Genomic DNA, 13,051 nt, shown 5'->3' with positions numbered 1-13,051 from the left:
TAAAAAGGGAGGCGTATGAAAACATTAATCGCAGCTACAGATTTTTCCAAGGAAGCAGACAATGCAGTCGAGTATGCATGTTTTGCTGCAGCTACCCTGGGTACGGATGTGGTACTTTTCAACGCTTATCACATTCCTTTACATGTGTCGAACGCTCGGCTCTCCGCGAAAGTCTTCAAGGAACTGATGGACAACAACAAGTTATTATTGGAGAAAAAAGCGGCCGAATTATCTAAAAAATATTCGATCAAGGTCGATTATGAAACCCGCTTTTCGCAGCTCGATGAAGAGATTGAAAGCATATTCTTAAAGTATGATGCACAAATGGTCATCATGGGTACAGCGCCCGATTCGTTGGGACAGGAGCTGTTTGGCAATACAACGACAACGTTAATCATGCAACATGACCTGCCTGTATTGGCCGTTCCACCAAATGTTAAGTTTAAAGCTGTTCGAAAAATCCTCTTCGCAGTCGACTTTCTACGTGGAATCAATGTTCGTATTTTAGAGAATGTTAGAGAGTATGCGCGAGCTGCAGCAGCAGAGGTTGAGGTATTTCATGTGCAAAGAAAACTAAAAGCGATTGATGAAGAGCACCGGAAAACGACTACAAAGGAAATCGATTCAAGCTTGGGCGATGTCCCACACTACTACAAAAGTATTGAATCAGACAAGGTTATCGAGGCAATCAAAAATGAGGCGAAACGTATGGAAGCTGATCTTTTAATTATGGTTCCACAACGTTATGGTTTTTGGGAATCGATCATCCATCGGAGCAAAACAAGAATCATGGCTTCACAAACTGAAATCCCCTTATTATCGATACCTGTCAATAAGGCTAAAAGACCTTAATCTCTACCAACTGATAATCAGATCAATAGCAAAAGAAACCCTTTCCAGTAACTAGGAAAGGGTTTCTTTTGCTAAATAAAGAGAAATGTCATGGGAATTTCAGATTCACTAAAATAAGACATTTTGACCAATCATACCGGTTTCTTGACCTTGTGAAATCTTCTAATTAGACTGACTTTTGTATCAACACAACGGGACTCAACGGAGTCTCAATTGATAAAAACTAAAATAGAAAAAAATGAAAAAATTATTATTATCATTCGCATTACTAGGTGGAGTAGTTTTCACTTCACAGGCTCAAACAGATAAAGGAGATTTCATGCTTGGAGGAAATGTCTCTTTTAACACAATCAAATCTGACGCTTCGGGCGCTAAGTCATCTTACGACCTATCCATCGTCCCAAATATCGGATATTTCGTTGACGACAATATCGCAGTTGGAACCGGGATCGGTTACCAGACAGCCCGATTAGATGAAGCTAGTGAGTTTGGTAAGACTGAAGCGTTTGTAATTGCGCCTTTTGGTAGATACTACACACCAATCACAAACAACTTTAAGTTTTTCGGACAATTATCGGTACCAATGGCCTTCGGTAATGTTAAAGCAATTGATGAGAATTTAGAAACTGGTAGCAAAACCGGTAGCTCAACGTCAATTGGCGTGGCATTATCACCCGGATTCGCATATTTCCCAAGCAACAAAATCGGGATCGAATTTGCCATCAATGGACTATCATATAACAACTATTCAGTTGAAGACGGAGATGGCAACTCCATTAAGGGTGCGGGATACGATAGCTTCTCATTTGGAGCTGACTTTTTTGCCCCATCTTTGGGAATTCAATTCTACTTCTAAGCACAGAAGAAAAAAGACAACATTACAAATGCGGAGGAACTTAAAATTCCTCCGCAATTGTAATGTTCAAATTATTCTGTTATTGCTGATACACCTTTATTGCTGGTAAAATGGCAAATACATATTCTCTATACTTTGATCTGGCACATGTACAATAACAGCGCGCACCACACCATTACTTACTTCAAAAGCAATCCCTTCTGCAATATCGTCGAAAACCTGAATAATTTCGCCATTGCTTGCATCAGTATATGTTAGCTCAATAGCATTGGGATACGACTCCTTAAGCACGGATAAGTCATCTCCTAAAGATATACCATTATCCAATTCAAAGTCAATATTACCTAACCTCATAACCTGAGTTGATTTCCTCATATCAATATCAACATCACATGCTGAATACAAGTCAAACTCTCTCTTTGCCTCATTTACTTCATCATCAAAGTACCACATACTCCAGCTTTTACACATAGCTGCATCTGCGCTGTCTACCTCGCCCAAGCGATTAAAGAGGTTGGATTCTTCTACTTCTTGCCCTATCAGGAAATCACCAATAGAATTTCCGGCAACAACACGAATCGTTTCTTGGTCAGTAAACTTCGAAATGACAGTATCCGCTATAACCGAGTCAGTCAACCCTGCGCTGTCTGTCGAGAGGCTATCATCTGTAGATTCATTTTGAGATTGATTAGCACAGGCTGAGACAACAAGAAACAAAGCACCGAGCAGCCAAGCTCCAATCACTTGTCTTTTTTGTTTATTCATCATATCGTAACTATTGATTCACACGAATGTAATCTTCGGTTCGTAAATTTGAACAGATCACCTATTATTATATATTTGGTAAAACAATCAGTTTTCAAAATAGTTTAACCTTAAAAATAAACATCATGGCAAAAATCACATTTAAAGGCGACGGCGTAAATACTGTCGGATCATTACCTGCTGTAGGAACAGAAGCAAGAGACTTTACTCTAACGGCTACAGACCTATCTGATAAGAGTTTGTCTAACTATAAAGGAAAAAATGTTATTCTCAATATTTTCCCCAGTATCAACACCGGTGTATGCGCTCAGTCTGTAAGGACGTTTAACGAAGAAGCTTCAAAGCTAGACAATACAGTTGTCCTATGCATCTCAAAGGACCTGCCTTTCGCACAAGCTGAATTCTGTGGCGCTGAAGGCATTAAAAATGTTGAAATGCTATCGGATTTCAGGTCTAACTTCGGAGAAGAGTACGGGGTCCAAATGGCAGATGGTCCACTTAAAGGCCTTCATAGCCGCGCTGTAGTAGTCATCGACCCACAAGGCAAAATCACATACGAAGAGCAGGTACCGGAAATAGGTCAAGAACCTAACTACGACGCCGCTATCCAAGCTATTTCATAATTTAATTTATAAAGGGAATGACAGAAGAGGTAATTCTTGTTGACCAAGACGACCGAGTTCTTGGCACAATGGAAAAGTTAGAAGCCCACCGGACAGGTGTATTGCATCGCGCCTTTTCTGTCTTTCTATTTAACAGCAAGAATGAACTATTACTCCAGCAGCGTGCTCTTGACAAATATCATTCAGCAGGTCTCTGGTCTAATACATGTTGTAGTCATCCACGCCCGGGCGAAGACAGCCTAGCGGCCGCCAACAGAAGACTTCAAGAAGAAATGGGACTTGCAGCAGACCTTACTTTCATTTCAAAACTTGCTTATAAAACACGCTTTGACAACGGGCTCTTTGAGCACGAACTCGACTATATCTATGTCGGCAAAAGTGATGCTTTGCCAACGATCAACCCTGAAGAAGCGAATGGCTTCAAATACCTCCCTCTTCAGCAAATCAAGACTGAACTGAAACATAGCCCCCAGCAATACACAGTTTGGTTTAAGCTAGCATTCCCTCAAATCGAACAATTTTGCAAATTAGCAGATGACTAAATCATCATTGTAATACAAAATTTACTTAATCCTCTTCGCTTTAACGAATCGCTAACGTTAAAAACAGGTGAATTATTGTACTTTTGATAATCATACTATCACAATACTAACTATGTTGAAAAAAAATACTGTCTTAAAAGCCATTATTTTACCCACCATCCTATTTGTCATTGCCTGCGGCGGCAACAAAGAAAACCGGCAAGACGGTGATGTTCAAGTATCTGAGTACCCTATCCTGACCATCGAGCCCCGGTCAACTACATTGAACAGCAATTACCCGGCAACGATTGAAGGTCAGCAGAATATCGAAATCAGACCGAAAATCGAAGGTTTTATCGAGCACATCTATGTAGATGAAGGGGCGACCGTTAAAGAAGGGCAGGCACTATTCCGCATCAATGCCCCGCAATATGAGCAAGAGAAAAGATCGGCCGAAGCAGCTGTTAAGATAGCCGAAGCAGCTGTCAATACAGCTCAAATGGAAGTAAACAAGGTGCAGCCATTAGTTGAGAAGAACATCATTAGCCGCTACCAGCTCGAGTCTGCGCAATTTAATTTAGAATCACAGAAAGCTCAGCTCGCGCAAGCACGGGCCAACCTTGTAAACGCGTCAACCAACGTAGGGTATACATTGATAACCAGTCCGGCTAACGGGGTCGTTGGAACACTCCCCTATAAAATCGGAAGTTTAGTGAGCAGCAATACCCCACAGCCATTAACGACTGTTTCCAACATTACCAATATATACGCTTATTTTTCAATCAACGAAAAACAGATGCTTGAAATTTCAGGCAGAGAGACAGACGAAGCCGCCCGGAACAGCCTGGCGAATATCCCTGAAGTTTCTCTGATTTTAGCGAACGGATCAAGGTTCCCGCATCCAGGTAAGATTGAGACAACCAGTGGATTAATCAATACAGCTACCGGCTCCATCAGCGTACGTGCTACCTTCCCCAATCCTGGAAATATCGTTCGAAGTGGTAGCAGCGGTGTAATCACCATCCCACTAAAGGTTGATTCTGCGATCGTCATCCCTCAGAAGGCAACCTACGAAATCCAAGGTAAAAAATTTGTATATCAACTTCAAGACGACAACACAGTAAGCAGCAAAGCAATTACCGTAATGGATAACGATGACGGCAAATTTTACGTCGTAAGTGGAGGATTGAAAGCTGGCGACAAAATCGTGATGGAAGGTCTTGCGACCCTCCGCGACGGCCTGAATGTACAGCCGGTTGCTGTGAACGCCGACAGCTTATTTCAACCCGTTACAACCAAAGATACTGTTCGATAATATACAAACTTGACAAAGAATTATGTTTAATCGTTTCATAGAACGACCTGTACTAGCTACCGTAATCTCCATTTTAATTGTTTTATTAGGAGGTTTAGGGTTGCTTACTCTTCCCGTTTCACAATACCCCGATATAGCACCACCAACCATCGTTGTTTCAGCATCCTACCAAGGAGCCAATGCTGAAGTTGTTCTTAATAGTGTGATCGTTCCACTTGAGGAACAGATCAATGGTGTAGAAGATATGGCGTACATGAGATCGTCAGCCGGGAACGATGGTAGTGCACGTATCACAATCGTTTTCAAGACAGGCACAGATCCAGACATCGCCAACGTCAACGTCCAGAATAGAGTGGCCCGAGCCACCAGCCTGTTACCCCAAGAGGTTACACGCTCAGGAGTCTCCACCTTTAAAACACAAAGCAGTAACCTGATTATTTTCTCCTTATACAGTGAAGACCCAACATACGATCAGACCTTTCTGCAAAACTATGCAGAGATAAACCTGGTTCCCCTTATGAAAAGGGTAAACGGTGTCGGTGAAGCAAGAGCCTTCGGACAAATGGACTACTCCATGCGGATTTGGCTCAAGCCCGATGTTATGGCTACCTATGGCCTCGTCCCAAATGATATCAGCGCTGCTTTGGCTGAACAAAATATCGAAGCCGCGCCAGGACAATTTGGTGAACAAGGCGGTCAGTCGTTCCAGTACACAATCAAATACAAAGGCAGGCTTGCCGATGTAACAGAGTTTGAAAACATCGTACTAAGAGCAGGTGGCGATGGCCAGCTTCTTAGGTTACGGGACATTGCGAGAGTGGAGCTCGGAGCAATGAATTATGCTACCTCCTCTACCACCAACGGCAACCCATCGGTAGGTGTCGCTATCAGCCAGACAGCAGGGTCAAATGCTCAGGAAGTAATCGAAGGAAGTTTGAAGGTACTCGACGAAGCCGCTCAAAACTTCCCCAAAGGCATTAAGTACGTAACACTGGTTAATGCAAACGACTTTTTAGATGCATCAATCAGCAAGGTAATCACAACGTTGATCGAAGCCTTCATCCTCGTATTCCTGGTTGTATTTATTTTCCTACAGGATTTCCGGTCAACGTTAATCCCTGCCATTGCCGTACCCGTTTCAATCATTGGTACCTTCTTCTTCTTAAGTGTATTCGGGTTTACGATCAACCTACTAACCTTATTCGCTCTGCTTCTAGCAATTGGTATTGTTGTCGATGATGCCATTGTCGTCGTCGAGGCCGTCCATGCAAAGCTCGATCAAGGCTATACGTCCGCATTAGACGCCACAAAGGATGCGATGGGCGAAATCACTGGAGCTATCATATCCATTACATTGGTCATGGCTGCTGTGTTCGTTCCGATTAGCTTTATTTCCGGTTCAGCAGGTGTTTTCTATCAGCAATTTGGATTAACGTTGGCTGTCGCCATCCTCCTCTCTGCGGTAAACGCTCTGACATTAAGTCCGGCGCTCTGTGCTATTTTCCTTAAGCCTCACGATGAAGAACATAAAAAGAAAAACCTTTTACAGCGTTTCTATCTAGCATTTAACACCGCGTTTAATGCGACAACAAACAAGTATAGAAAGTCCGTTTCGTTTCTTATCCATCGTAAATGGATCGCTTTCCTGGGTATCGCCCTCTTTGCTGGAGCATTCGTTTACCTGATGAAGACAACACCAACAGCGTTCGTTCCGAACGAGGATACAGGCTCAATTATGGCGGATATTGCTCTTCCTACTTCAGCGTCCGTAGAACGAACTGAAGAAGTAGCGATCGAAGTGGAAAGATTGGTGCGGAATATCCCAGAAGTTGAAAATGTACTTCGCGTAAGCGGTAATGGTTTAATCAGTGGTCGGGGAAGTAATTACGCGATGCTGATCATCAGATTAAAAGATTGGTCCCAACGAAAAGAAGACAATCAAAGTGTCGAAGCTATCATCGGCCAGCTTTTTGCCCAAACACGTTCAGTTACTGAAGCCAAGGTAATCTTTTTCGCACCACCAACCATCAGTGGTTTCGGTGTTTCACAAGGCTTCGAATTCCAGCTTCAGGATCGTACAGGAGCAGACATTGCTACCTTTACCAAAGTGGGTAATGATTTTATAGCAGCCTTAAACGAACGTCCGGAAATTCAATATGCCTCGACATCTTTCGACCCTAATTTCCCACAGTATCAGATTGACATCAATGTGGAAAAAACGAAAGAAGCTGGTTTCACAGTAAACGAGATTCTAGGAACCATGCAGGGATACTACGGTGGAGTTTATGCGTCCAACTTCAACCAATTTGGTAAGCAATACCGCGTTATGTATCAGGCAGAACCACAATACCGAGCTAACCCCGAAGGGTTAAACAATATTTTTGTTCGTAATGCAAATGGACAAATGGCGCCAATCAGCAGTTTTATTTCGCTGGAACGCGTATACGGACCGCAATCCATTTCCCGGTTCAACCTATTCACCGCGATCGAAATCAATGGTTCTCCTAACCCGGGTTATAGTTCTGGTGATGCTATTCAGGCTATTGAGGAAGTTGCCGCAACTTCCTTGCCGGTCGGTTACGCTTATGAGTTCTCAGGGATGACCCGTGAGGAAATCTCAGCCGGTAGTCAAACTTTATTGATTTTCTTATTGGTAATCGTCTTCGTCTATCTATTGTTAAGCGCCCAATATGAAAGTTATATATTGCCCTTTGCAGTACTCCTTTCCCTACCAATCGGTTTAGCTGGTGTATATATTTTTGCAACCCTATTCGGCATATCAAACAATATCTATTTGCAGATTACCCTCATCATGCTCGTCGGGCTTCTCTCCAAGAATGCCATTCTGATCGTGGAGTTTTCAGCAGAAAGAAGAAGACAGGGAATGCCGATCGTCAAAGCTGCGCTTGAAGGTGCACAGGCACGTTTCAGACCAATATTAATGACCTCTTTCGCCTTTATATTTGGACTTATCCCACTCATGCTTTCTAAGGGAGCTGGTGCTGTCGGCAACCAGGCAATTGGTACCGGCGCTGTTGGGGGAATGTTAATAGGTACCCTGTTTGGGGTTTTTGTAATCCCTATTCTGTTCATTATTTTTCAGGGAATACAGGAGCGATTCCGCAAAAAGCCTTTGCCGACTGCTGCGAACGCACAACCGAATGATAACTCTGATAATAGCTAAAAGAATCATGTCAAAAAGATTTTTAAACTACGGATTATTTTTTTCACTGATAAGTATTGCCTTCTTATCATCATGTGGGGTTACGAAAGAATACTCCAAACCTGAGATGAATATCGATAGCCTATACCGTGATATTCAAGATACAGACACCAATTCGATCGCCTATTTAGCATGGGAAGATGTATTCACCGACCCCATGTTACAGGCTCTCATAAAAACAGGGCTCGCAAATAATCCCGACCTAGAAATAGCCTACCTAAACATACAACAAGCGGAAGCCTATTTCAATCAAAGCAAAGCAGCCTTTCTCCCTAACCTTAACCTGAACGCTGGTATCGATGAAAGTCGCCTTCCTGAAGCTCAGCGCTTTGGTCGCGGCAGCAATATCACACAATATAATATCACGGTATCATCAGCTTGGGAAGCCGATATATGGGGCAAGCTCAAGAGCAGCAAAAAGGCAGAATTAGCCAATCTATTAGCTACCACCGAGGCCGCCAAAGCTGTGAAAACGAGATTGATTGCAACGATTGCCAATTATTATTATCAGCTTTTAGCTATGGATGAACAATTGGCTATTACCGAAAAGACAATCATAAACTGGAATAGTACGGTGGAGACCATGCGCGCGCTGAAAGAAGCCGCCACCGTTACAGAAGCTGCGGTTGTACAGAGTGAAGCCCAACGTTATGCAGCCGAGGTTACCATACCGGATCTTAAACAAGCAATCCGTGAGACGGAAAACGCACTGAGCATCTTAATTGGCTCACAGCCGAATGCAATAGACAGAGGCCATCTTGGCCAACAATTACTACCCATGTCATTGAATACGGGGATACCGTCACAGTTATTGGCAAACCGACCCGACGTCTTGCAAGCAGAGTTGCAATTCAGACAGCAGTTTGAATTGGCCAACATGGCTAGAACGTATTTCTATCCTAGCATTTCCATTACCGGTTCAGCTGGATTTAATACAACAGATATTTCCAATCTGCTTGATCCCGCCTCATTTGTCGCAAGCATCGGTGCGGGACTGGCACAACCGATCTTCAACAAGCGACTGAACAAAACTCGTTTAGAAGTTGCCTTATTACAACAAAAAACAGCATTGCTGAACTTCAAAACGGCGCTTTTGGAGGCCGGTCGCGAAGTTTCCGATGCCCTATCGCTTTATGAGACCGCGAATCAAAAGATCGTAGTCCGTCAAAAACAAAAAGATGCATTGGAAAAAGCGGTGGACTATTCTCAAGAACTTTTGGAAAATGGTTTTGCCAACTATACGGAAGTTATTACGGCCAGACAAAGTTTGTTACAAGCCGAGTTGGGAGGGGTTAATGACCGTCTGGAACGGCTAATCTCAGTCGTAAATCTTTATCGCTCCCTCGGAGGTGGGTCGAAATAGTATTGTCGAAACAGCATTATAGGAATTGAATTTTCTCAAAAAGAAGCCTCTCTCTTTTTTAATCCAGAGAGAGGCTTCTTTTATTTTTGGACATTTATTGTACGGAAGCGTTAACCTTCTTGATATTCAAAATTAAACACAGATGGCAGATGCCCCATTCCTTCACAGGTCACATCCAAATCATTAATCAATCCGGTCTTCAAGCTATATGTCCAACCGTGTAAAGATAGCTCCTTGCCCCTGCTCCATGCATTTTGTACAATCGAAGTTTTAGAAAGATTATAAACGCTCTCGACCACATTAAGCTCCACCATCTTATCCAACTTTTCCTCCGTATCAACAATCTGGTCAAGCTCTAAACTGTGCAGACGATACGCATCTTTGATATGTCTCAACCAATTATCTATTAATCCGAACTGCTTATTACTCATCGCAGCAGCAACCCCACCACAACCATAATGTCCACAGACAATAATATAGCGGACTTCCAAAACATTCACCGCATAGTCTAGTACGCTGAGCATGTTCATGTCACTATTGACAACAACGTTTGCTATATTTCGGTGAACGAATATCTCTCCAGGCTTTGTGTTGGTAATTTGATTAGCAGGCACCCTGCTATCCGAGCAACCGATCCAAAGAACCGGTGGTTTTTGTCCTTCGGCTAATCTATCAAAGAATTCGGGATCCTCTTTCAACGAGCTGGCAACAAATTCCCTATTTCCTACTAACAATTCTTCGTATGATATAATATTATTATTTTGACACATGTTTATGTTTTTTTATAGATTTAAAATTCTGTTTATTTTCCACTTCAAGTAGTTGTACAATTTTTCCGCGATTGATATAGAGCGCCTCATATTCTTTGATCACCAAGATCACATCTTTATCAATGAACTTACTTTTCCGCCCATCAATAACAATCTCATTAACCTTTCTTGGTATATTCTGGAGCGAGAACCGGATAGCCGGCTTGTTCAAAAAAGAAACCTCTTCAGACAAGGTCACGACCACCTTATGTTCCTGATCTGACTCCTGACCCTCATAATCAAATGAATTCCGCATATTGTTCCGAAGCACGTAGAGTAGTGAAATAACGATACCCACGCCAACACCCGTCAGCAAATCGGTCAGAATAATTGCGATAACCGTTGCAATAAAAGGCACAAACTGATCAACGCCACGTTTAAATGTATTAACGAATAAAGCAGGATTTGCTAATTTATAGCCCGTTACCAATAAAATTGCCGCCAAACAAGCTAAAGGAATCATGTTAATGACTACCGGGAATAAAACCAATGCCAGTAGCAACCACAATCCATGGAACATGGCACTTTGCCTTGATTTGGCGCCTGCATTTACATTTGCTGAAGAGCGCACGATTACTGATGTCAGCGGCAAGCCACCGAACAATCCACTGGTCATGTTGCCAACTCCCTGCGCGAGCAATTCGCGATTTGTATCCGATGTTCGTTTCATCGGATCCATCTTATCCACAGCCTCAATACTTAGCAGAGTCTCAATACTAGCAATGATCGCAATTGTAAAAGCAACGATCCATACATCCTTATTCAGGATCTGGCTAAAATCAGGAAAAACAAACAGATTTAGGAAATCATCCATCGATGTGACAATTGGAATCTGCACCAATTGATTACTTTGAATTTCTAATGGCGTTCCTTTAAATAGATAGAATGCCGCTAAGCCCAGAAGGACAACCACTAAAGGAGCAGGGATCAACTTAAGCTTTTTAATTTTTGGCATTCCAATTAAAATAATGACCGAAGTAATACAGATTACTAGAGCACCCCAATTGATAGACGCCAGTAGTTGATGCCATTCGATTGAAAAAACACTCACACTTAAACCAAGCCCATAGGGAATCTGCTGCAGAATAATGGTAATCCCAATGGCGGCGAGCATTCCCATAATTACCGAAGACGGAAAAAAATTGCCAATATTACCAGCTTTTGCGAAAAACAAAATCATTTGCAATACACCAGCGATAACAACGGCCAGTAAAAATGTAGGATAGGCTCCCAAAGACTGGATCGCCCCTAAAACAATGATGGTAAGTCCCGCAGCAGGCCCGCTAACACTCAATTGCGAACCGCTGATCGATGCGACCACAAGACCACCTATAATACCAGTTAAAATTCCGGCGAATAAAGGCGCGCCAGACGCCATTGCTATACCAAGACACAAGGGTAATGCTACAAGAAAGACCACTATACTTGCAGGTATATCGTTTTTTAGGTCGCGTTTCGATAATTTCAAAAACGCAGACACACGTGTTCCTTTCATACTAAAAAAGTATTTTAATTAAAGTAAAACATTCAAGAAAATTGCTTCGACAGAGAAAAATAGTCGAGCGCCGAACAGTTCTTACTTAACAGAAGTTAGGAGGCGGTGTGGGGACAGACGGGAAAAATGCGATAATATCACGCTCATTCTCGAGATTAAAACTTATCTGTGGAAGATGGATCGCTAAATCATTAAACTGAAGTATGTAATTAGAAACAGGAATCTCTTTCACATCGACCGCGCCCTGTGCTTTTCCTTCTACTTCCAGTTGCATCATGACGTTTATGATAAATTCGCTATCGTTAAAGTTTACGATAATAGGTGCTGTTGAAATAATCATCTTCGAGGCGAAGATGGAAAAAAACAGAAAACTAAATATTATTCTTTTTTTCACTTTCAAGATGCCGTTTTACGAACAGAGCATAAATTACAGTGCCAAATATATAAAAATTACCAATCACTACACATTATACGTTAAAAAAATTACAAAAAAACAGAAAAAAATGCCATTCCACTTTTATTCATTCAAACAGCGTCTTAAAAAACATATAAACACCATATTTTTCTGATTTTAACCGTATTTTTCAGCAAAAAACTAATTTTTACAATACAAAAACAATAAAGCAATATATTTTTAACCTAAAAACCACTAAAATATAATATAAAACAGAAATATAGGTGATAAAAAATTACTAAATAATAATTAGGCTATCATTGGCAGTTTCTATATATTTGCATTTCTTCTGTTCCCGTAGTTCAATGGATAGAATGTCAGATTCCGGTTCTGATGATATGAGTTCGAATCTCGTCGGGAACACACGAAAGGGCTGTATCATAAATCATTGATGCAGCCTTTTTTATATTTCCTTTTAGTTAAAAACCACTCTCTTTTTTTCACCTATACACTTCTTATTTTTTCAACAAAAAACCCTTCCCGACGACTTAACTTGTTTCTATCATGGAGATATTTTGTCCTATTCTTAGGCGGACATTAGTCGGACATTGTTCGGACATCCTTCGGACATTGTTCGAGTGAACACGACTAAAGTACGACTAAGATCCGAATAACTTCTGGTGTATATACGTCTTATTATACAACAAAAAAGAACCGAGTTAACAGCGACCGTAATTTAATCTTTAAGAAACTCGTGAAATGTCTTTATTTGGTTGGGTTTAAAAAAACGCGGCGATCGGATTGAAAACAATCGGCTTTAAAAACAAAGGCACAA

At 41.7% G+C, this 13,051-nt stretch carries 11 protein-coding genes and 1 tRNA gene; 8 read left to right on the top strand and 4 right to left on the bottom strand.

Translation table 11 applies throughout. The annotated features are described in order from the left end of the window. Nucleotides 1–15: 15 nt before the first annotated feature. Both D3P12_RS08610 and D3P12_RS08605 read left to right on the top strand, forming a co-directional pair. Entirely contained in the window at nt 16–852 is an 837-nt protein-coding gene (locus tag D3P12_RS08610; protein WP_118194645.1) for a universal stress protein, read from the top strand. Nucleotides 853–1,090: 238 nt separating this feature from the next. Then, nucleotides 1,091–1,708 carry an outer membrane beta-barrel protein gene (locus D3P12_RS08605; protein WP_118194643.1) on the top strand — a complete coding sequence of 206 codons (618 nt, stop codon included), beginning with the start codon at nt 1,091–1,093 and terminating at the stop codon, nt 1,706–1,708. A 96-nt stretch (nt 1,709–1,804) separates the two neighbouring features. On the opposite strand, the gene D3P12_RS08600 is transcribed toward D3P12_RS08605, so the two are convergent. After that, the gene (locus tag D3P12_RS08600; RefSeq protein WP_157970299.1) at nt 1,805–2,476 is read right to left on the bottom strand and encodes a hypothetical protein; all 672 of its coding nucleotides are present in this window, start codon (nt 2,474–2,476) and stop codon (nt 1,805–1,807) included. A gap of 122 nt (nt 2,477–2,598) precedes the next feature. On the opposite strand from D3P12_RS08600, the gene tpx reads away from it, so the two are divergent. From tpx to D3P12_RS08575, 5 genes are all read left to right on the top strand, one after another. Beyond that, the gene (gene tpx / locus D3P12_RS08595) at nt 2,599–3,096 is read left to right on the top strand and encodes a thiol peroxidase (protein ID WP_118194639.1); all 498 of its coding nucleotides are present in this window, start codon (nt 2,599–2,601) and stop codon (nt 3,094–3,096) included. Nucleotides 3,097–3,113: 17 nt separating this feature from the next. Next, entirely contained in the window at nt 3,114–3,638 is a 525-nt protein-coding gene (gene idi, locus D3P12_RS08590; protein WP_118194637.1) for an isopentenyl-diphosphate Delta-isomerase, read from the top strand. A gap of 112 nt (nt 3,639–3,750) precedes the next feature. Continuing rightward, nucleotides 3,751–4,932: an efflux RND transporter periplasmic adaptor subunit gene (locus D3P12_RS08585; protein WP_118194635.1), complete on the top strand. Its 1,182-nt coding sequence runs from the start codon at nt 3,751–3,753 to the stop codon at nt 4,930–4,932. 22 nt (nt 4,933–4,954) lie between these two features. Then, nucleotides 4,955–8,116 (top strand): efflux RND transporter permease subunit, encoded by a 3,162-nt coding sequence (locus D3P12_RS08580; RefSeq protein ID WP_118194633.1) that lies wholly within the window; start codon nt 4,955–4,957, stop codon nt 8,114–8,116. 7 nt (nt 8,117–8,123) lie between these two features. After that, nucleotides 8,124–9,518, top strand: coding sequence for an efflux transporter outer membrane subunit (locus tag D3P12_RS08575; RefSeq protein ID WP_118197035.1), 1,395 nt, complete (start codon nt 8,124–8,126; stop codon nt 9,516–9,518). Nucleotides 9,519–9,628: 110 nt separating this feature from the next. On the opposite strand, the gene can is transcribed toward D3P12_RS08575, so the two are convergent. From can to D3P12_RS08560, 3 genes are all read right to left on the bottom strand, one after another. Beyond that, nucleotides 9,629–10,288: a carbonate dehydratase gene (can, locus tag D3P12_RS08570; RefSeq protein ID WP_118194631.1), complete on the bottom strand. Its 660-nt coding sequence runs from the start codon at nt 10,286–10,288 to the stop codon at nt 9,629–9,631. Continuing rightward, nucleotides 10,275–11,822, bottom strand: coding sequence for a SulP family inorganic anion transporter (locus D3P12_RS08565; protein WP_118194629.1), 1,548 nt, complete (start codon nt 11,820–11,822; stop codon nt 10,275–10,277). Before D3P12_RS08565 ends, can begins: the two co-directional genes overlap by 14 nt. An 85-nt stretch (nt 11,823–11,907) precedes the next feature. Then, complete coding sequence (locus tag D3P12_RS08560) at nt 11,908–12,216, bottom strand: hypothetical protein (protein ID WP_165438728.1); 309 nt, start codon at nt 12,214–12,216, stop codon at nt 11,908–11,910. Nucleotides 12,217–12,567: 351 nt separating this feature from the next. Here D3P12_RS08560 and D3P12_RS08550 point away from each other — a divergent pair. After that, a tRNA-Arg gene (locus D3P12_RS08550) sits at nt 12,568–12,639 on the top strand. The last annotated feature ends 412 nt before the right edge of the window (nt 12,640–13,051 follow it).

Origin of the sequence: Pedobacter indicus (assembly GCF_003449035.1) — a bacterium.
Taxonomy (GTDB): Bacteria; Bacteroidota; Bacteroidia; order Sphingobacteriales; family Sphingobacteriaceae; genus Albibacterium; species Albibacterium indicum.
Note: the sequence above shows the minus strand (reverse complement) of the source record. Positions and strands in the feature narration are given on the sequence as shown.

Coding starts and splice junctions, on each gene's coding strand:
- D3P12_RS08610 (WP_118194645.1), top strand. CDS start 16: ATGAAAACATTAATCGCAGCTACAGATTTTTCCAAGGAAGCAGACAAT.
- D3P12_RS08605 (WP_118194643.1), top strand. CDS start 1,091: ATGAAAAAATTATTATTATCATTCGCATTACTAGGTGGAGTAGTTTTC.
- D3P12_RS08600 (WP_157970299.1), bottom strand. CDS start 2,476: ATGATGAATAAACAAAAAAGACAAGTGATTGGAGCTTGGCTGCTCGGT.
- tpx (WP_118194639.1), top strand. CDS start 2,599: ATGGCAAAAATCACATTTAAAGGCGACGGCGTAAATACTGTCGGATCA.
- idi (WP_118194637.1), top strand. CDS start 3,114: ATGACAGAAGAGGTAATTCTTGTTGACCAAGACGACCGAGTTCTTGGC.
- D3P12_RS08585 (WP_118194635.1), top strand. CDS start 3,751: ATGTTGAAAAAAAATACTGTCTTAAAAGCCATTATTTTACCCACCATC.
- D3P12_RS08580 (WP_118194633.1), top strand. CDS start 4,955: ATGTTTAATCGTTTCATAGAACGACCTGTACTAGCTACCGTAATCTCC.
- D3P12_RS08575 (WP_118197035.1), top strand. CDS start 8,124: ATGTCAAAAAGATTTTTAAACTACGGATTATTTTTTTCACTGATAAGT.
- can (WP_118194631.1), bottom strand. CDS start 10,288: ATGTGTCAAAATAATAATATTATATCATACGAAGAATTGTTAGTAGGA.
- D3P12_RS08565 (WP_118194629.1), bottom strand. CDS start 11,822: ATGAAAGGAACACGTGTGTCTGCGTTTTTGAAATTATCGAAACGCGAC.